This is a genomic window from Salmonella sp. 741265116_PST (assembly GCF_046567715.1).
Lineage (GTDB): Bacteria > Pseudomonadota > Gammaproteobacteria > Enterobacterales > Enterobacteriaceae > Salmonella > Salmonella enterica.
In genome coordinates this window covers 1-18563 of sequence record NZ_JBKFPH010000047.1, presented here as the reverse complement: position 1 = coordinate 18563, position 18563 = coordinate 1, and the positions used below count along the sequence as shown (strand labels likewise).

The window sequence follows — 18563 nt, the reverse complement described above, 5'->3', positions numbered from 1 at the left end:
TATGCTCCTGGGGACTCACTCCCTTGCCGCCTTTAAGCAACTCGAATTATTTTGGGTATAAAACATTATTTTTTCTAAACACTACTTGCTGATTTTTATGCACAATAAAGGTAAGATGATTGCTCTGGTGAAATATCACGAAATAAGAATGTCACGGATGGAATTTATACAGTGTTAAAAGCAATGCGTTTCTTTGTCTGCCGGCCATCAGTAATATCCTCTGTACCGGCTCCTCGTTGCCAAAGTGAAGGTTAGATTAAACGAATCAAAAAATATCCGAACTGTACAATTTTTATATCAAACATATTTAACTGCAAAATACTGCAAACGTGCGCGAATACACTTAATCAGTAGTATGGCTAATGCATATTTTATTTCCTAAACTTTCTTATTATCTATTTTAATATTTCTGGTTAAACCAAATGGACAAACGGATACCAGACACTCAAAAGGATAACTGCAGGCTTCTGGTTTAGGATTGCAGTTACCAGGACAGTGGCTATTTTCTTTAAGCGATTTCCATAGAACAGGATTAAACCTGGTAACGTTGTAAACAGTAACGGGATAAAGTTTATCGTTTATTAAGACCCCCTTATTAAAGGGGATGATAATGCTACCTGGAGGCATGTAAACATCTGCCTGATACCATAAGGTCAATCTAAGATTTTTTAGGCTATGTATGCATGAGAACAATACTCCGGTAGAGGGACTTATAACGGTATCAACGACCTTCCATTCCATTACAGAAACCTTTTAAGTGAAATAGTCAATGGTGTAAATTACATTTTCCGCAAGCCTATTCAGGATAGATGAAAATCTGAGAAACATAACTCGTTGAAAACGATCGTTTTTTATTGACCACTCTATTTATATTGATTTTTTAATAAGTTATTTATTTTATGCTCTTATTTTGTTTACATTCTATTACATTTTTGTATTTTATACGTGGTGTAAATATTGGGCGGTAGTGGATGTTATAACGCTCAATTATTAAACTGTAAGTGACTGTTGTATTTCTTATTTATAAATACCGCAACCTGTAAGCGCAGCGGTACATTTTACCCGGCATTGACAGGGAGAAGGTACGTATCAACCAGAGAGTACAAAACAGTGAAAGAATATATTCTTCAGGCAATAAATGATCGCTAACGTGTAAAAATAACCGACGTATCTAAAAAATGTGAACTTGTGGCCGGTCTTTATTTAAACGATGATCTTCGCAATGGCGCATTAATGGCTGACATTGGCGGTTCGTTGATCGGGTTGTGCGCGGTGAAAGGCTATATTTCTTCCGTTGGGGGAAGTATGTCAGAGGCATTCTGGTATTATACCGGGTGCGTATAAATCCGGGGTGGGCAGAAAGCCCACCCTCGGTTTATTGCCTTTATCGTGGATTAGGGATGCGAGATAAAGCGAGAAAGGCGTTGCAGCAGTAACCGGTTTTCTTCGCGCAGCCGCGAATTCTCTTCCAGCAGCGTTAACGCGACCGCGATCCCAGGCCAGTCGAGCGCCAGCTCCTCGCGTAAGCGTAACGCGCGTTGTACCACGCTCGCTGCGCGATCGTCGAATTGCCAGTCGGCGTTATCGTCTTCGTAAGGCTCAATTACGCCAAGTCCGACGATTTCGTTTAGCTCCTCTTCCGTCACGCCGGTGTGCAAACAAAATTCGGTGATGGTAAAGGTGACAGTGATGTTAGCCATTATGCTTTCCCCCATTGCTGGCGTGGGTCAAAGGACGACTGCGTGTCCGCCAGTTGTTGCCACAGGGCAGCTGTTTTCTCGTCAGGTTTCGGCGGCATAACGATTTTGATGATGGCGTAGAGATCGCCAGTGTGCTTTTTACTGGCTAATCCTTTTCCTTTGATACGCAGCCGCTGACCAGCCTGGCTGCCGGGGGGAATGGTCAGCAAAATACGCTCTTTAAGCGTTGGCACAGACACCTTAGCGCCGAGCGCCGCCTCCCATGGGGCAAGCGGAAGGACGACTTCCAGATCCTGATTGACGATATCAAAGAGCGGATGCGGGGCAATATGGATAACGAGCCATAAATCGCCATTAGGTCCGCCGTTTTCCCCCGGCGTGCCCTGGCCTTTCAGTCTGATTCGTTGCCCGTTGCTGACGCCAGCCGGGATCTTCACATTCAATGTTTTGGGAATTTCCCGCTCCACCAGGCCGAACGCGTTATAAACGGGGACGGAATAGCTAATCGTACGCTGGTGCTCTTCCAGCGTTTCTTCCAGGAATACCGCCACTTCAATTTCGATATCATGACCGCGTGCGGCGTGGCGGTGGTGCGAATGGCGACCGTGCTGACCAAAAATAGACGAGAAAATATCATCAAAATCTTCGGCGTTATACGGCTGGCCTTCGTGTTGCTGGAACTGGCGATTAAATTGTGGATCGTTACGGTGTTGCCATAACTGGTCATACTCGGCGCGCCGTTGCTCATCACTCAGCACTTCCCATGCTTCAGCAACCTCTTTGAAACGGGCTTCGGCATCGGGTTCTTTGCTGACATCAGGATGGTACTTGCGGGCCAGTCGGCGATAGGCGGTCTTAATCGTCTTGAGATCGTCCGTCGGTTTCACGCCCATAATGGCGTAATAATCCTTAAGTTCCATAGCATCATCTCGCTAAATCAATACATACAGAAGGGACCCCAAAAAGGTTTCTCCACTAAGTGTAGGGTAAACCTGAAAAGTGCGTATGAAAACACCAGTTATATCATTAGTAAGAATAAATTACGTTGTTCGACTATCAGAAGGTTGCGCAGCGCGCCGACATAACTTTACAGGGGAAAGGTTGCCAAAACCGCGCCAGTGGCTAAGATAACTCGCGTTAAACAGTGAGGGCGCAATGGCGAAACAACAACGGATGGGCTGGTGGTTTCTTTGCCTTGCATGTATCGTGGTAATGGTTTGTACCGCGCAACGCATGGCGGGCCTGCACGCCTTGCAGATGCAGGCGACGGCCTCTGCTGCGGTGGTCAGCGCTCCCTCCTCGACAGATGACGGTTCGCCGGTCACTCCCTGCGAATTAAGCGCCAAGTCGCTGCTGGCGGCGCCTCCGGTACTCTTTGAAGGCGCTATCCTTGCGCTTTGTCTGCTGCTTTCCTTACTGGCGCCTGTCCGGGTCATGCGCCTGCCGTTTTCGCCTCCACGGGCTATTTCGCCGCCCACATTACGGGTACATCTACGATTTTGTGTCTTCCGTGAATGACAGACCGGTTATTACTAACGGTTAATTACTCATTCACGGAGAAAAAATATGATGATTTTGTTCAGGCGGATACTGTTCTGCCTGTTATGGCTTTGGCTGCCCGTCTCCTGGGCGGCGGAAAGCGGCTGGCTGCGTTCGCCCGATAACGACCATGCCAGCATACGGCTACGTGCCGATACGTCCGCTAACGGTGAGACCCGGCTGTTGCTGGATGTCAAACTGGAAAACGGCTGGAAAACCTACTGGCGCGCGCCGGGGGAAGGGGGCGTGGCGCCCTCTATCGCCTGGAAAGGCGACATGCCTGAGGTAAGCTGGTTCTGGCCAACCCCCTCGCGCTTTGATGTGGCGAATATCACCACCCAGGGATATCACGACGAGGTGACCTTTCCGATGATCGTGCGCGGTACGCCGCCCGCGACCTTGCGCGGTGTGTTGACGTTATCAACCTGCAGCAATGTTTGTCTGTTGACCGATTACCCCTTTTCCGTGACGCCCACTGTGCAGAATGCCGATTTTGCCCATGACTATGCGCGGGCGATGGGTAAAGTTCCGCTCCGCAGTGGACTAACGGACTCGCTTGACGTCGGCTATCGCCCGGGAGAACTGGTGGTCACTGCTACGCGAGCGGCGGGCTGGTCATCGCCCGGGCTCTATCTTGACACCATAGATGACGTCGATTTTGCGAAGCCTCGCCTGCGCGTAGAGGGCGACAGGTTACAGGCGACGGTGCCGGTGGCGGACAGTTGGGGCGAAAAGGCGCCCGATTTGCGCGACAAATCGCTGACCCTCGTGTTAGCCGATGGCGCTATCGCCCAGGAGAGCACGCAAACCATTGGCGCTGCGCCAGCGCAAACGCCGGACAATGCGGCGCTACCTTTCTGGCAAGTTGTAATGATGGCGCTAATCGGCGGACTGATTCTTAATTTAATGCCCTGCGTACTGCCGGTTCTGGGCATGAAACTTGGCTCTATTTTATTGGTAGAGGAAAAAAGCCGCTCTCACATCAGGCGACAATTTTTGGCTTCGGTCGCCGGTATCATTGCGTCATTTATGGCGCTGGCGGCGTTTATGACCCTCCTTCGCCTGTCAAACCATGCGCTGGCCTGGGGAGTTCAGTTCCAGAATGCATGGTTTATTGGTTTTATGGCGCTGGTGATGTTGTTGTTTAGCGCCAGCCTGTTCGGGCTTTTTGAGTTCAGGCTTCCCTCATCTATGACCACGAAACTGGCCACTTACGGCGGTAACGGTATGTCGGGACATTTCTGGCAGGGGGCATTCGCCACGCTGCTGGCGACGCCTTGTAGCGCGCCGTTTCTGGGTACGGCGGTCGCGGTGGCGCTCACGGCGTCGCTGCCGACGCTGTGGGGGCTGTTCCTTGCGCTTGGCCTGGGAATGAGCGCGCCGTGGCTACTGGTCGCGATACGACCAGGGCTTGCGCTACGTTTACCGCGCCCCGGGCGCTGGATGAATGTCCTGCGCAGGATCCTCGGTCTGATGATGCTGGGATCGGCTATCTGGCTGGCGACGTTACTCCTGCCGCATTTCGGCTTCACTGCGTCAAAGAGCGCGCAAGACACGGTTCAGTGGCAACCGTTGAGTGAACAGGCAATCCAGTCGGCGCTGGCGCAGCATAAGCGGGTATTTGTCGATGTCACTGCGGACTGGTGTATTACCTGTAAAGTGAATAAATACAACGTCCTGCAAAAAGAGGATGTGCAGGCCGCCTTGCAACAGCCGGATGTTGTGGCGCTGCGGGGAGACTGGACGCTGCCGTCCGATGCCATTACAGATTTTCTGAAAACGCGTGGCCAGGTCGCCGTGCCGTTTAATCAGGTATATGGCCCCGGCTTGCCGGAAGGGGAGGCACTGCCCACTTTGCTGACCCGCGATGCGGTATTACAAACGTTGAAAAAAGCGAAAGGAATAACCCAATGAAATACATGATTGTTTTGCTGCTGGCGCTGTTTTCGACGCTGAGCATCGCGCAAGAAACCGCTCCTTTTACGCCGGATCAGGAAAAGCAGATTGAAAATCTGATCCATGCGGCGTTGTTTAACGATCCTGCCAGCCCGCGGATAGGCGCTAAACACCCTAAGCTGACGCTGGTGAACTTTACGGATTACAACTGCCCGTACTGCAAACAGCTCGATCCGATGCTGGAAAAGATTGTGCAGAAATATCCTGACGTTGCGGTCATTATTAAACCGCTACCATTCAAAGGAGAGAGTTCCGTACTGGCGGCGCGTATTGCGCTGACCACCTGGCGCGAGCATCCGCAACAGTTCCTCGCGCTACATGAAAAACTCATGCAAAAGCGCGGTTACCATACGGATGACAGTATTAAACAGGCCCAGCAGAAAGCAGGGGCGACGCCAGTGACGCTGGATGAAAAAAGCATGGAAACGATACGCACTAATTTGCAGTTGGCAAGGCTGGTCGGCGTGCAAGGAACGCCAGCGACGATCATTGGCGACGAGCTGATTCCGGGCGCGGTGCCCTGGGATACGCTGGAAGCGGTGGTGAAAGAAAAACTGGCGGCTGCCAATGGCGGGTAAACTGCGGCGTTGGCTGCGTGAAGCCGCGGTTTTTCTGGCGCTCCTCATCGCGATAATGGTGGTCATGGACGTCTGGCGCGCGCCGCAGGCGCCTCCGGCGTTTGCCGCGACACCGTTACATACGCTGACGGGAGAGTCGACAACTCTGGCGACCTTGAGCGAGGAACGCCCCGTACTGCTCTATTTTTGGGCCAGCTGGTGCGGGGTATGCCGCTTTACTACGCCTGCGGTCACTCGCCTGGCGGCGGAAGGGGAAAACGTTATGACCGTTGCGCTCCGCTCCGGCGATGACGCTGAGGTTGCCCGCTGGCTGGCGCGCAAGGGCGTTGACTTCCCGGTCGTCAATGATGCTAACGGCGCCTTATCCGCTGGCTGGGAAATCAGCGTGACGCCAACGCTGGTGGTGGTTTCACAAGGTCGGGTTGTGTTCACCACCAGCGGCTGGACCAGCTACTGGGGCATGAAGCTTCGGCTATGGTGGGCAAAAACGTTCTGAATATGCGCCGGGGTTTCCCGGCGCTAACGCGTTTACTGTAAGAAAAACCCCCGTTTTGCGAAATCGTTCCCGGAAAAATGATCCATTTCTGTCACACTCAGAACGATTTGATAACAACAAGAGGTCATAGGGATGAAAAAATCATTACTCGCTGTTGCTGTGGCAGGGGCTGTTTTGTTGTCATCCGCCGTACAGGCGCAGACAACGCCGGAGGGTTATCAATTACAACAGGTGCTGATGATGAGCCGCCATAATCTGCGGGCGCCGCTGGCGAATAATGGCAGCGTACTGGCGCAGTCGACGCCGAACGCCTGGCCGGCGTGGGACGTTCCCGGCGGGGAACTGACGACGAAAGGCGGCGTGCTGGAAGTCTATATGGGACACTACACACGTGAATGGCTGGTCGCGCAGGGGCTGATACCGTCGGGAGAATGTCCGGCGCCCGACACGGTATATGCCTATGCGAATAGTTTGCAGCGCACCGTCGCCACCGCGCAATTTTTCATTACCGGCGCTTTCCCCGGCTGTGATATTCCTGTTCATCATCAGGAAAAAATGGGCACTATGGACCCTACCTTCAATCCGGTGATTACCGATGATTCCGCCGCGTTCCGGCAACAGGCCGTACAGGCGATGGAAAAGGCGCGTAGTCAGCTACATCTTGATGAGAGTTATAAACTGCTTGAGCAGATAACGCATTATCAAGACTCGCCGTCCTGCAAAGAGAAGCATCAGTGTTCGCTAATCGATGCGAAAGATACCTTCAGCGCGAACTATCAGCAAGAGCCTGGCGTGCAGGGGCCGCTTAAAGTAGGGAACTCGCTGGTGGATGCGTTTACCCTGCAATATTACGAAGGGTTTCCGATGGATCAGGTCGCCTGGGGCAAGATTAACACCGATCGGCAGTGGAAGGTGCTGTCAAAACTGAAAAACGGCTATCAGGACAGCCTGTTTACCTCACCCACGGTGGCGCGCAATGTCGCTGCGCCGCTGGTGAAGTATATCGATAAGGTGCTGGTTGCCGATCGCGTTAGCGCGCCGAAGGTTACCGTGCTGGTGGGGCATGATTCCAATATCGCGTCGCTGCTGACGGCGCTGGATTTTAAACCCTATCAGCTCCATGACCAGTATGAGAGAACGCCGATTGGCGGCCAGCTTGTCTTCCAACGCTGGTATGACGGCAACGCTAACCGGGATTTGATGAAAATCGAGTATGTCTACCAGAGCACCCGGCAGTTACGTAACGCGGAAGCGTTAACGCTCAAATCGCCCGCGCAAAGGGTAACGCTGGAACTGAAAGGATGTCCGGTGGATGCGAACGGCTTCTGTCCGCTGGATAAGTTCGATAACGTTATGAACACTGCTGCAAAATAGCCGTATGCCCCCGCGCAGGCGGGGGCGTTTGTGTTATACGTTCTTACGTTCGATGATTTGTTCGCCCCAGAAGAGCGAGTCTTTGTCCGTTTTCTCAAAGGCTTTGATCAGCACCTCATCGCTACCTTCTTCCCATATTTTTTCTGCCAGTTTCTCGTCATAGTGAGCGACTTCAAAAATGGCTTCGGCAATTTCCGGCGACGTATTACGCAGGCTTGCCCATTCGCCGACGCGGTGCGCTTTTGCTTCTTGAGTTGGCATTCGAATCCTCCTGTTGAAGATTAGCCGTTGAGTTTGACTGCCAGACCGGCGACGTATTCCCCCTGATAGCGAGCGATAGAGAGTTCCTCCTGGCTTGGTTGACGTGAACCGTCGCCTCCGGCGATAGTCGTTGCGCCGTAAGGCGTGCCGCCGCGAACCTGGGAGACGTCAAAGAGTTCCTGTGCGGCATAGCCTATCGGGACGATCACCATCCCATGATGGGCAAGCGTAGTCCAGGTCGAGGTGATGGTCTGCTCCTGGCCGCCGCCCGTTCCGGTAGAACTGAACACGCTGCCGAGCTTGCCGTATAGCGCGCCGGATGCCCACAGTCCGCCGGTTTGGTCCAGGAAGGTACGCATCTGGCCTGACATATTGCCAAACCGGGTTGGCGTACCAAAAATAATGGCATCGTAATCCGCCAGCTCCTGTGGGGTGGCAACCGGTGCGTTTTGTGTTTTACCGCCAGCTTTTGCGAAGATTTCAGGCGGCATTGTTTCTGGCACACGCTTTATAATGACCTCTGCGCCGTCGACTTTCTTTGCCCCTTCCGCCACCGCGTGCGCCATGGTTTCAATGTGTCCGTACATGGAATAATAGAGCACCAGAATCTTTGCCATTTGTACTACTCCTCAGATTAATCAGGTGTGTAGCGATTCGCTACGTCTATTTAAAGATATGCCCTCCTGTGAAGAGTGCAAATTTCAGCGCCATTTCTTTGATTTATAACAATAATTAATTTGGTGACCTTTGTTGCAAAATGATACATTTTTAAGCGCTTTGATTTTTCTAAATATAAGAATAACTTATTTATTTCTTATGGTTATTATTCTGCATATTCGGCTTCTGATGTTGCAGAATATTTCGGTAAGCGGCCTACCACGGCGTTTTTCACTATGCTTAATGTTACGCGGCGTTACTGATGATAGCGTTCATACGCTGCGCGAGGAGATACTCCTCATTACCTATGCAATATGATGTCTAATCTATGACGGAGGTCAGTAATGGCAAACCATCGTGGCGGTTCCGGTAATTTTGCGGAAGACCGCGAAAGAGCATCAGAAGCAGGTCGTAAAGGTGGTCAGCACAGTGGGGGCAATTTTAAGAATGACCCGCAGCGTGCATCCGAAGCAGGCAAAAAAGGGGGCAAAAGCAGTAACCGTAATAGCTAGCCTGCGTCACAACAGCAAGACGCTGAGCGTTTCACGCTAAAAAGCGTCATGCGCCACCGCCGCCGGATTTCCGGCGGTTTTTTTGTTTATAAGCCGGATTTGGTATGCTTGCGTCCTGACGAAAAGGAGAGGGCGCATGTCGCAACGCACAGAGAAAAAAATCGGGAAACGCTCGCAGGCCACCGGTGCAAAACGGCAGCTTATCTTAACCGCCGCGCTTGCTGTTTTTTCCCAGTATGGTATCCATGGCGCGCGTCTTGAGCAGGTCGCCGAGCGGGCAGGCGTCTCCAAAACCAATCTGCTTTATTATTATCCCTCGAAAGAGGTGCTGTATGTCGCGGTAATGCGACAGATCCTGGATGTCTGGCTGGCGCCGCTCAAGGCGTTTCGCGCAGAATTTTCCCCTCTGGAGGCCATCAAAGAGTATATCCGTCTCAAGCTGGAGGTTTCGCGTGATTATCCGCAGGCGTCGCGGCTCTTCTGCATGGAGATGCTGGCGGGCGCGCCGCTCTTAATGGAGGAACTGACCGGCGATCTAAAAGCGTTGATAGATGAAAAATCCGCGCTGATTGCTGGATGGGTGCACAGCGGGAAACTGGCGCCCGTCTCCCCGCACCATTTGATCTTCATGATTTGGGCCGCCACGCAACATTACGCCGATTTTGCCCCTCAGGTTGAGGCGGTAACCGGCGCGACGCTTCGCGATGAAGCCTTTTTTAACCAAACGGTCGAAAGCGTTCAGCGCATTATTATTGAAGGGATTCGCGTGCGTTAACCGGCTGGCGGCAGTGGGCAGCTCAAATCCCCCTCTTCACATTGCAGCAGCGAGGCTAAAAACGCTTCGCGTTCGTTCGTTTTATCGGTCAGGCACTGGCTGGCGATCATGGGTTGCACGCTGCCGCCCTCCGTACCTGAGCGAATCAGAGCGCAATCGGCGTCCCGCAGTGCAATCCATGCCACCTGCGCTTTTTGCAACAGCTCGCGCTGCGGCGGTTGTGCACGCTTAATCGCGCTTTGATAGGTTTCGTTCAGCTTTTTATCTGCCGCCTGGTATTGCGCGGCGGCGCAGCGATTCATTTCCAGCTGCGTACTGGCGCTGGCACACTCATCGGCCAACGCCTGACTGCTGAACAACAACGCCGCGCAGGTAAGGAAAATTCGTTTCATACGGTCCTCTGACGCGAGTAAAAAGGCTCCATTGACGGAGCCTTAATTAACCACAGTATTAGCCAATTGTCATCAGGCTGGCATTACCGCCAGCGGCGGCAGTGTTTACGCTCAGCGAACGTTCAATATAGAGCCGTTCCAGCAGTATATTGCTTTCGCCGCGGGCGAACCCCTGTACCGACACTATCGCGCCTTCGCGGGCGGCGACGGCTTCGCACACGGTTCGCAGCTTGTCGGAGTCGCCGTGGAAAATCACCGCGTCAAACGGCTGCGCCATCAGCGTTTCCGCTTTCGCAAACTGGACACGCGCCGCAACGGCGGCGGGGAGACGCTTCGCCAGATCGCGGTGGAAGGCGTCGTCTGACCATAGCGCCTGACTGCCGACGGCGAGAACGGCGGCAAGCTGCGTCAACGCGTCATGTTCGTCATCAGCCAGGCATAATACCCGTTCACGCGGCAACAGCGTCCAGGTATTACGCTCGCCGGTCGGTCCCGGTAGCAGGCGCTGCGTGCCGGCCTGCGCCAGATCGGCGAATTGTCGGCAGAGCGTCTGTAGCGCCGGGCGATCCGCCGCCCATTGCGTCAGGGCGGTCAACGGCGCGAGTAGCGTGGTTTTAAGCTGCGCATCTACCGGGTAACGCGCATCCTGACGAGTCAGCGTCGTATTGAGCGCATTGGGCGGGCGGTGTGCCAGCAGGCGGTAGAGATAGAGCGGCCCTCCCGCTTTTGGCCCGGTGCCGGACAGGCCTTCGCCGCCAAACGGCTGGACGCCGACGACCGCGCCCACCATATTACGGTTAACGTACAGGTTGCCGACATGGGCGGAACCGGTGACTTGCGCAATGGTTTCATCAATACGGGTATGTACGCCCAGTGTTAGCCCGTAGCCGGAAGCGTTAATCTGTTCGATAAGCTCCGCCAGTTGGTTACGGTTATAACGCACGACGTGCAGCACGGGCCCGAAGACCTCTTTTTCCAGTTCTGCGAAGTTTTCCAGCTCAATAAGCGTGGGCATAACAAACGTACCGGTCTGCCATTCCTGCGCGTCATCGCTGTTTTCACGCGCGGCCTGGAAAACCGGGCGGCCTTTGGCGCGCATCGTTTGGATATGACGTTCAATGTTGGCTTTGGCCTCGCTATCGATCACCGGCCCGATATCGGTCGTCAGACGGCCTGGATTCCCCATCCGACACTCCGCCATCGCGCCGCGTAACATTTTCAGCGTATGTTCGGCGATATCGTCCTGCAAACACAGCACGCGGAGCGCGGAACAGCGTTGTCCGGCGCTGTCGAAAGCGGAAGCCAGCACATCCACGACCACCTGCTCGGTGAGCGCGGAAGAGTCGACAATCATAGCGTTCATACCGCCGGTTTCCGCAATCAACGGAATAGGGCGGCCCTGGGCGTCAAGACGCGTGGCGATGTTGCGCTGCAACAACGTCGCGACCTCCGTGGAACCGGTAAACATCACGCCGCGTACACGCGCATCGGCGGTAAGCTGGGCGCCGACGGTTTCTCCCCGTCCCGGCAACAGTTGCACGACGCCCGGCGGTACGCCCGCTTCCAGCAAAATAGCAATGCCCTGGGCGGCAATCAGCGATGTCTGCTCTGCCGGTTTCGCCAGAACGCTGTTACCTGCCGCCAACGCGGCGGCGATTTGGCCGGTGAAAATGGCCAGCGGGAAGTTCCACGGACTGATGCAGACTACCGGCCCTAACGGGCGATGCGTTTCGTTATCGAAATCGTCACGCACTTGACCGGCATAATAATGGAGGAAGTCTACCGCTTCGCGCACTTCGGCAATGGCGTTGCTGAACGTTTTCCCCGCTTCGCGCACCAACAGGCCAATCAACTGCTGCATTTGGTCTTCCATCAATACCGCCGCCCGCTGCAAAATGGCGGCGCGTTCTTGCGGCGGCGTCGCAAACCAAACCGGCGCCTGATTGACCGCGTTTTGCAATGCCTGTTCAACCTCGCTTTCTGTCGCTTCGCGTCCCCAGCCGACAATATCTTTCGGTTCCGCCGGGTTGATAACCGGCGTCATCTCACCGTCGGCCACCGGTTGTTCCAGCACAGGTTTGGCCTGCCATTTCTGCATGGCGTTGCTTAACAGGGCAGAAGAAAGCGAGGCGAGGCGATGTTCATTCGCTAAATCAAGTCCGGCGGAGTTTATCCGACCTTCGCCGTACAGATCGCGCGGCAGCGGAATTTTCGGATGCGGTATGCCAGCCTGACCTTCCTGCTGCGCCAGTTTTTCCACGGCCTCGACCGGGTCGGCCACCAGTTCATCGAGCGGTAGGGTGGCATCGGCGATGCGGTTGACAAAAGAGGTGTTGGCGCCGTTTTCCAGCAGGCGTCGTACCAGATAGGCCAGCAGGGTTTCGTGTGTTCCCACCGGCGCGTAAATACGGCAGGGACGGTTAAGTTTTCCGTCCGCCACTTTACCGGTGACCTGTTCATACAGCGGTTCGCCCATGCCGTGCAGGCACTGGAATTCGTACTGACCCGGATAGTAATTTTGCCCGGCCAGATGATAAATCGCCGCCAGTGTGTGTGCGTTATGGGTCGCGAACTGCGGGTAGATCAGATTAGGGACGGCGAGCAATTTTTTCGCACAGGCCAGATAAGAGACATCGGTATACACTTTGCGGGTATAAACCGGATAGCCCTCCAGCCCTTCCATTTGCGCGCGTTTGATTTCGCTATCCCAGTAGGCGCCTTTCACCAGACGAATCATCAGCCGACGGCGGCTACGGGAGGCCAGATCGACTAAATAATCAATGACCAGCGGGCAGCGTTTCTGGTAAGCCTGGATCACAAAGCCAATGCCGTTCCAGCCGGCCAGTTCGGGTTCGAAGCAGAGTTTTTCCAGCAGATCGAGCGAGATCTCCAGACGATCCGCCTCTTCGGCGTCGATATTGAGACCAATGTCGTACTGGCGCGCCAGCAGCGTCAGGGATTTCAGGCGTGGATAAAGCTCCTCCATTACCCGATCGTATTGCGCGCGACTATAGCGTGGATGCAGGGCGGACAGCTTAATCGAGATGCCTGGCCCTTCGTAAATACCGCGACCGTTAGACGCTTTGCCGATGGCATGAATCGCTTGCTGGTAAGAAACCATATAGGCCTGCGCATCGGCGGCGGTTAACGCGGCTTCGCCCAGCATATCGTAAGAATAGCGGAACCCTTTCTCTTCCAGTTTTCGGGCATTCGCCAGCGCCTGAGCAATGGTTTCACCAGTCACGAACTGCTCGCCCATTAAACGCATCGCCATGTCGACGCCTTTGCGGATTAACGGTTCGCCGCTCTTGCCGATAATGCGGTTCAGCGAGCGCGAAAGATTGGCTTCGTTATGCGTTGAGACCAGTCGGCCGGTAAAGAGCAGCCCCCAGGTGGCGGCGTTTACAAACAGCGACGGGCTACGGCCAATATGCGACTGCCAGTTGCCATTACTGATTTTGTCGCGAATTAACGCATCGCGCGTAGCTTTGTCGGGAATACGCAGCAGCGCTTCCGCCAGACACATCAGCGCTACGCCTTCTTGCGAAGAGAGGGAAAACTCCTGCAACAGGCCTTGCACCATACCCGCGCGACCGCTGGCGGATTTTTGATTGCGCAATTTCTCCGCCAGTTGATACGCCAGTTTATGCGCCTGCTCAGCGACAGGCGGCGACAGGCGCGCCTGTTCCATTAGCATTGACACCGCATCGGTTTCCGGGCGGCGCCAGGCGGCGGTGATGGCGGCGCGAGAGACGGATTGGGGAAGAATCTGTTCGGCAAACTCCAGAAAGGGCTGATGCGGCTCATCCTGCGGCGCGACCGGCTCCTCGCTTTCATTTGCCGCGCCGGCAAACAGCGCAGGTAGCTCCGGTAGCGTATCGCTATTTTCCAGCTTGTCCAGATAGCTAAAGATTGCCTGTTTTATTAACCAGTGCGGCGTGCGATCGATACGCGAGGCGGCCATTTTGATCCGTTCGCGCGTGGCGTCGTCCAGCTTAACCCCCATCGTGGTGGTTCCCATACCCTCTACTCCTGTTATTCGCTCTATCTGCTAACCAATAGTTAGCGGAAAATATCCACTATGTTGCAACTTTGTGCAACCGCGTTAAATGTGACCTGCGTTGCAAGCTTAAAAATGAATAAATTGTTAAAAAAAGAAAGGGGGTGTCTGACGGGGAAAACCATCTGGATTTATTTTCTCTGCGGTAGTTAACACTTTTAAAAGGTGCAACCGCAAAAAATGTGAGAGAGTGCAACCTGGAGAAAAATAGTATCCCTCTGCAATCAAATTTGATGTAAATGGTGTGTTAAATCGATTGTGAATAACCACCGCTTCCGGCAGGATACGGTCGCCCTGGTAAACATAACACCCTTGCCACGTTCCGGCAGGGTACAAAACGGCACGCTACGGTAGTGCCAATAAATAAATTTGGAGAACCTTGATGGCTATTAGCACACCGATGTTGGTGACATTCTGTGTCTATATTTTTGGCATGATATTGATTGGGTTTATCGCCTGGCGCTCAACCAAAAACTTTGATGACTATATTCTTGGCGGTCGCAGCCTGGGGCCGTTTGTTACGGCTTTATCAGCCGGCGCGTCGGATATGAGCGGCTGGCTGTTAATGGGGCTGCCTGGCGCTATCTTTCTGTCGGGGATCTCTGAAAGCTGGATCGCCATTGGCCTGACGTTAGGCGCATGGATTAACTGGAAGCTGGTGGCCGGCCGCCTGCGCGTGCATACCGAATTTAACAATAACGCGCTCACGCTGCCGGACTATTTTACCGGTCGGTTTGAGGATAAGAGCCGAGTCCTGCGTATTATTTCCGCGCTGGTCATTCTGCTGTTTTTCACTATCTATTGCGCATCAGGTATTGTCGCTGGGGCACGACTGTTCGAAAGCACCTTCGGTATGAGCTATGAAACCGCACTGTGGGCGGGGGCCGCGGCAACCATTATTTATACCTTTATCGGCGGGTTTCTTGCCGTTAGCTGGACGGATACCGTTCAGGCCAGTCTGATGATTTTTGCGTTAATCCTGACTCCGGTGATGGTTATTGTCGGCGTAGGCGGTTTTAGCGAGTCGCTGGAGGTGATCAAGCAAAAGAGCATCGAGAATGTCGACATGCTCAAGGGGCTGAATTTTGTCGCCATTATTTCTCTGATGGGCTGGGGACTGGGTTACTTCGGTCAGCCGCATATCCTGGCGCGCTTTATGGCGGCGGACTCCCATCACAGCATTGTTCATGCGCGTCGTATCAGTATGACCTGGATGATTCTGTGTCTGGCGGGCGCAGTGGCGGTGGGCTTCTTTGGCATTGCGTACTTTAACAATAACCCCGCGCTGGCCGGGGCGGTGAACCAAAACTCAGAACGCGTATTTATTGAACTGGCGCAGATCCTGTTTAACCCGTGGATTGCCGGTGTTCTGCTGTCTGCTATCCTGGCGGCGGTGATGTCGACGTTGAGCTGTCAGTTGCTGGTATGCTCCAGCGCGATTACGGAAGATTTATATAAGGCTTTTCTGCGTAAAAGCGCCAGCCAGCAAGAGCTGGTATGGGTAGGGCGAGTGATGGTGTTGGTGGTAGCGCTGATCGCCATTGCGCTGGCGGCGAATCCCGATAACCGTGTGCTGGGGCTGGTGAGCTACGCCTGGGCTGGATTCGGCGCGGCATTTGGGCCTGTTGTCCTGTTTTCTGTGATGTGGTCGCGTATGACGCGTAACGGCGCGCTGGCGGGAATGATTATTGGCGCGGTGACGGTTATCGTCTGGAAACAATATGGCTGGCTGGATCTGTATGAGATCATCCCTGGCTTCATTTTCGGCAGTATAGGGATCGTAATCTTTAGCCTGCTTGGCAAAGCGCCGACAGCAGCGATGCAGGAACGCTTTGCAAAAGCGGACGCGCATTATCATTCCGCGCCGCCGTCGAAGCTACAGGCGGAATAACCGCCATGTCCGAGAGCATTATTGCCATCGGATATATTTTACCAGGCGGCGTTATACGCCTGCCTGGTCCTCTGATAAGTCCCGGACCGATTGACTGAAGGCGTTCAGGTAAATAAGGACGCTCTCTCAAACTATTTTTAGCCCTTGAGCGCCGTTAACGCGGGCGTAATACGTCTCGAGTAATCACTAACTGGCCATATATGAAATCGCCTGTTAATGGTACCAATAGCCTTGACGCAATAGAGTAATGACAAAAATTAAAACGAGTCAGCGTTACTGGCGTAAGTATGCCGCACAAAATTTTGCATAAATAATGCCGTTTTAGCGATGGGAGAGAGGACACGTTAATTACTCCGTTTTAACCTTTTATATGTTGAATATTCAATGGGTTATGGGGGGGTCACCATTAATACCCATAGTAGCTAATGATTATCTTTTTTAGTCTCCTGCCAATGAAATAATTGTGTAATCTTTCTGTAAGAGACTGACAATGACGCAATAATGTTTGGTTAATGTTTGGTGAATATATTGTTGCATTATTGATGTTTTGTGTTGTACTTAGTAGTAACAGCGGTAGTTCCCCGGCAGTGATGGCCACTCACTATGGAGATCGCGAATGGTAATGTCCGCCCCAGGACACTTTGTTTACAGTAGTTACAACACCCTGTACGGACATTCTCTCTCCGGTGGTGGTCCTGTCACCTTAAAAGCTTTCATCATTTCCCTTACTGCCCATCCCCATGACGTCATATGTGGTGCGCGTAGCCGTGTGTGGCGTCGTTTCAAAAAGCAAGCTAAGGCTTACAAGGAAGCCAACCCTCAGATGTGTGTGCGCATAAACGCGTTCAAGAGAACGCGGGTGATGTATACCTACAACTCAAGGTGCTATCCATGGGAAGACAAAAAGCAGTGATCAAAGCTCGTCGTGAAGCAAAGCGTGTGTTGAGACGAGATTCGCGTAGTCATAAGCAACGTGAAGAAGAATCGGTCACGTCACTGGTACAGATGGGCGGAGTAGAAGCCATTGGCATGGCGCGCGATAGTCGCGATACCTCTCCTGTTAAGGCGCGAAATGAAGCACAGGCGCATTATCTGAACGCTATCGACAGTAAACAGCTTATTTTTGCGACCGGCGAAGCCGGCTGTGGAAAAACATGGATCAGTGCGGCAAAGGCGGCAGAAGCATTGATTCATAAGGACGTCGAGAGGATCATTGTGACGCGTCCGGTATTGCAAGCTGATGAAGATCTTGGTTTTTTGCCCGGTGATATCGCTGAAAAATTTGCGCCTTATTTTCGTCCTGTCTATGACGTACTGCTTAAACGGTTGGGCGCTTCCTTTATGCAATATTGTTTGCGCCCGGAAATCGGTAAGGTAGAAATTGCCCCGTTCGCCTATATGCGTGGGCGTACTTTTGAAAATGCGGTTGTGATCCTCGACGAGGCGCAAAATGTGACTGCGGCGCAAATGAAAATGTTTTTGACGCGATTAGGCGAAAACGTCACGGTCATTGTCAATGGCGATATTACGCAATGCGACCTGCCGCGCGGCGTGCGTTCCGGGTTGAGCGATGCGTTGGAACGCTTTGAAGAAGATGAAATGGTGGGGATTGTGCATTTCAACAAAGACGACTGCGTGCGCTCGGCGCTTTGTCAGCGAACCCTTCACGCATACAGCTAATATAGCATGACTTTCAGAGCCCGGGAGACCGGGCTTTGTTGTCTATCCCCGGTAAGGTGACTTAATGCGAGACTGTAATTTAAATTGTGTATCTGCCTGTTTTTGATATGTTCACTCCAACAACGGAGACAGGCAAATTATGGACGAAAAGAGACTCAAAGCACTGGCAACTGAACTGACTAAAGGCCTTAAAACCGAAGCCGATCTCAATGCTTTTTCCCGCATGCTGACGAAGCTTACCGTCGAAACCGCACTCAATGCTGAGCTGACTGACCATCTTGGGCATGAGAAAAATGCGCCCAAAAAAGGCTCTAATACCCGCACAGGTTAACATCGGTGGTGATGTATTGCCATGGGCCAATCAAACTGCATTTGCAGAGCTCATGCTATCCTGGGAAATGCGTTCGTGGTATGAAGCGGAAGGACAAACATAACCCTGCTTCTTCGATCGTGGCGTTCCTGATGTTGTAGGTTATTTACGTCTTTCTGAGCTTACCATAAAATGGCGAACTTTTTTCAACAGTTGCCACATTGAGCTGCACTGATGATTGCGCGTTATTGTGTCGTGAAGTGCCTGCCATAGCCGTTCTACATGATTCACCCATGGCGAGTAAACTGGCTGATAAATCACCCTGAACTTCGGGTTCTCCTTCAGCCAGCGCTGTGTTTCACGGCTTTTGTGGATAATGTAG

General features: G+C 53.0%; 17 protein-coding genes and 1 pseudogene. 10 read left to right on the top strand and 8 right to left on the bottom strand.

Features of this window, described 5'->3' with window-relative positions; translation table 11 throughout:
- Nucleotides 1–378 precede the first annotated feature (378 nt).
- From ACLD11_RS20805 to cbpA, 3 genes are all read right to left on the bottom strand, one after another.
- The gene (locus ACLD11_RS20805) at nucleotides 379–741 is read right to left on the bottom strand and encodes an anti-adapter protein IraM (protein ID WP_183058896.1); all 363 of its coding nucleotides are present in this window, start codon (nucleotides 739–741) and stop codon (nucleotides 379–381) included.
- A gap of 653 nt (nucleotides 742–1394) precedes the next feature.
- The gene (gene cbpM, locus ACLD11_RS20800) at nucleotides 1395–1700 is read right to left on the bottom strand and encodes a chaperone modulator CbpM (RefSeq protein WP_001284251.1); all 306 of its coding nucleotides are present in this window, start codon (nucleotides 1698–1700) and stop codon (nucleotides 1395–1397) included.
- Entirely contained in the window at nucleotides 1700–2620 is a 921-nt protein-coding gene (cbpA, locus tag ACLD11_RS20795; RefSeq protein WP_023250458.1) for a curved DNA-binding protein, read from the bottom strand. The genes cbpM and cbpA overlap by 1 nt, the downstream gene beginning before the upstream one ends.
- 235 nt (nucleotides 2621–2855) lie before the next feature.
- On the opposite strand from cbpA, the gene ACLD11_RS20790 reads away from it, so the two are divergent.
- The 5 genes from ACLD11_RS20790 to agp all read left to right on the top strand — a co-directional run bounded on the left by ACLD11_RS20790 (nucleotide 2856) and on the right by agp (nucleotide 7643).
- Entirely contained in the window at nucleotides 2856–3218 is a 363-nt protein-coding gene (locus tag ACLD11_RS20790) for a copper resistance protein (RefSeq protein WP_411015320.1), read from the top strand.
- A 48-nt stretch (nucleotides 3219–3266) separates the two neighbouring features.
- On the top strand, nucleotides 3267–5153 hold the full coding sequence (locus ACLD11_RS20785; RefSeq protein ID WP_350409698.1) for a protein-disulfide reductase DsbD family protein: 1887 nt from the start codon (nucleotides 3267–3269) through the stop codon (nucleotides 5151–5153).
- Nucleotides 5150–5773 (top strand): DsbA family protein, encoded by a 624-nt coding sequence (locus ACLD11_RS20780; RefSeq protein ID WP_000876690.1) that lies wholly within the window; start codon nucleotides 5150–5152, stop codon nucleotides 5771–5773. Before ACLD11_RS20785 ends, ACLD11_RS20780 begins: the two co-directional genes overlap by 4 nt.
- Entirely contained in the window at nucleotides 5763–6269 is a 507-nt protein-coding gene (locus ACLD11_RS20775) for a protein disulfide oxidoreductase (RefSeq protein ID WP_350427143.1), read from the top strand. The genes ACLD11_RS20780 and ACLD11_RS20775 overlap by 11 nt, the downstream gene beginning before the upstream one ends.
- A 132-nt stretch (nucleotides 6270–6401) precedes the next feature.
- Nucleotides 6402–7643, top strand: coding sequence for a bifunctional glucose-1-phosphatase/inositol phosphatase (agp, locus tag ACLD11_RS20770; RefSeq protein ID WP_411015319.1), 1242 nt, complete (start codon nucleotides 6402–6404; stop codon nucleotides 7641–7643).
- A gap of 33 nt (nucleotides 7644–7676) precedes the next feature.
- Here the strand turns inward: agp and ACLD11_RS20765 are convergent, their stop codons facing one another.
- Together ACLD11_RS20765 and wrbA are read right to left on the bottom strand one after the other, a co-directional pair.
- Complete coding sequence (locus tag ACLD11_RS20765) at nucleotides 7677–7904, bottom strand: YccJ family protein (RefSeq protein ID WP_001143125.1); 228 nt, start codon at nucleotides 7902–7904, stop codon at nucleotides 7677–7679.
- Nucleotides 7905–7924: 20 nt separating this feature from the next.
- Nucleotides 7925–8521, bottom strand: a complete 597-nt coding sequence (gene wrbA, locus ACLD11_RS20760; RefSeq protein WP_001062898.1) for an NAD(P)H:quinone oxidoreductase — start codon at nucleotides 8519–8521, stop codon at nucleotides 7925–7927.
- Nucleotides 8522–8905: 384 nt separating this feature from the next.
- On the opposite strand from wrbA, the gene ACLD11_RS20755 reads away from it, so the two are divergent.
- Both ACLD11_RS20755 and rutR read left to right on the top strand, forming a co-directional pair.
- On the top strand, nucleotides 8906–9073 hold the full coding sequence (locus ACLD11_RS20755; RefSeq protein WP_001273663.1) for a general stress protein: 168 nt from the start codon (nucleotides 8906–8908) through the stop codon (nucleotides 9071–9073).
- 136 nt (nucleotides 9074–9209) lie between these two features.
- Nucleotides 9210–9848: an HTH-type transcriptional regulator RutR gene (rutR, locus tag ACLD11_RS20750; RefSeq protein WP_001529158.1), complete on the top strand. Its 639-nt coding sequence runs from the start codon at nucleotides 9210–9212 to the stop codon at nucleotides 9846–9848.
- Here rutR and ACLD11_RS20745 read toward each other — a convergent pair.
- Nucleotides 9845–10240: a lysozyme inhibitor LprI family protein gene (locus tag ACLD11_RS20745; protein ID WP_000821059.1), complete on the bottom strand. Its 396-nt coding sequence runs from the start codon at nucleotides 10238–10240 to the stop codon at nucleotides 9845–9847. The two genes, rutR and ACLD11_RS20745, sit on opposite strands and share 4 nt — an antisense overlap.
- Before the next feature lie 58 nt (nucleotides 10241–10298).
- Nucleotides 10299–14261, bottom strand: a complete 3963-nt coding sequence (putA, locus tag ACLD11_RS20740; RefSeq protein WP_023218463.1) for a trifunctional transcriptional regulator/proline dehydrogenase/L-glutamate gamma-semialdehyde dehydrogenase — start codon at nucleotides 14259–14261, stop codon at nucleotides 10299–10301.
- 421 nt (nucleotides 14262–14682) lie between these two features.
- On the opposite strand from putA, the gene putP reads away from it, so the two are divergent.
- The 3 genes and pseudogenes from putP to ACLD11_RS20725 form a co-directional block, all read left to right on the top strand.
- A complete protein-coding gene (gene putP, locus ACLD11_RS20735) occupies nucleotides 14683–16191 on the top strand; it encodes a sodium/proline symporter PutP (RefSeq protein ID WP_411015318.1) in 1509 nt (502 codons plus the stop codon).
- Between the two features lie 891 nt (nucleotides 16192–17082).
- Nucleotides 17083–17871 (top strand): phosphate starvation-inducible protein PhoH, encoded by a 789-nt coding sequence (phoH, locus tag ACLD11_RS20730; RefSeq protein WP_000533527.1) that lies wholly within the window; start codon nucleotides 17083–17085, stop codon nucleotides 17869–17871.
- A gap of 139 nt (nucleotides 17872–18010) precedes the next feature.
- A pseudogene (locus ACLD11_RS20725) lies at nucleotides 18011–18199 on the top strand (IS256 family transposase); the annotation flags it as partial.
- Nucleotides 18200–18343: 144 nt separating this feature from the next.
- Here ACLD11_RS20725 and ACLD11_RS20720 read toward each other — a convergent pair.
- Nucleotides 18344–18563: transposase (locus tag ACLD11_RS20720; RefSeq protein WP_411015317.1), on the bottom strand; the 220-nt coding region annotated here is incomplete at its 5' end.

Excerpts from the sequence above, each read along its gene's own strand:
- ACLD11_RS20805 (WP_183058896.1), bottom strand. The coding sequence starts at position 741 with ATGGAATGGAAGGTCGTTGATACCGTTATAAGTCCCTCTACCGGAGTA.
- cbpM (WP_001284251.1), bottom strand. The coding sequence starts at position 1,700 with ATGGCTAACATCACTGTCACCTTTACCATCACCGAATTTTGTTTGCAC.
- cbpA (WP_023250458.1), bottom strand. The coding sequence starts at position 2,620 with ATGGAACTTAAGGATTATTACGCCATTATGGGCGTGAAACCGACGGAC.
- ACLD11_RS20790 (WP_411015320.1), top strand. The coding sequence starts at position 2,856 with ATGGCGAAACAACAACGGATGGGCTGGTGGTTTCTTTGCCTTGCATGT.
- ACLD11_RS20785 (WP_350409698.1), top strand. The coding sequence starts at position 3,267 with ATGATGATTTTGTTCAGGCGGATACTGTTCTGCCTGTTATGGCTTTGG.
- ACLD11_RS20780 (WP_000876690.1), top strand. The coding sequence starts at position 5,150 with ATGAAATACATGATTGTTTTGCTGCTGGCGCTGTTTTCGACGCTGAGC.
- ACLD11_RS20775 (WP_350427143.1), top strand. The coding sequence starts at position 5,763 with ATGGCGGGTAAACTGCGGCGTTGGCTGCGTGAAGCCGCGGTTTTTCTG.
- agp (WP_411015319.1), top strand. The coding sequence starts at position 6,402 with ATGAAAAAATCATTACTCGCTGTTGCTGTGGCAGGGGCTGTTTTGTTG.
- ACLD11_RS20765 (WP_001143125.1), bottom strand. The coding sequence starts at position 7,904 with ATGCCAACTCAAGAAGCAAAAGCGCACCGCGTCGGCGAATGGGCAAGC.
- wrbA (WP_001062898.1), bottom strand. The coding sequence starts at position 8,521 with ATGGCAAAGATTCTGGTGCTCTATTATTCCATGTACGGACACATTGAA.
- ACLD11_RS20755 (WP_001273663.1), top strand. The coding sequence starts at position 8,906 with ATGGCAAACCATCGTGGCGGTTCCGGTAATTTTGCGGAAGACCGCGAA.
- rutR (WP_001529158.1), top strand. The coding sequence starts at position 9,210 with ATGTCGCAACGCACAGAGAAAAAAATCGGGAAACGCTCGCAGGCCACC.
- ACLD11_RS20745 (WP_000821059.1), bottom strand. The coding sequence starts at position 10,240 with ATGAAACGAATTTTCCTTACCTGCGCGGCGTTGTTGTTCAGCAGTCAG.
- putA (WP_023218463.1), bottom strand. The coding sequence starts at position 14,261 with ATGGGAACCACCACGATGGGGGTTAAGCTGGACGACGCCACGCGCGAA.
- putP (WP_411015318.1), top strand. The coding sequence starts at position 14,683 with ATGGCTATTAGCACACCGATGTTGGTGACATTCTGTGTCTATATTTTT.
- phoH (WP_000533527.1), top strand. The coding sequence starts at position 17,083 with ATGGGAAGACAAAAAGCAGTGATCAAAGCTCGTCGTGAAGCAAAGCGT.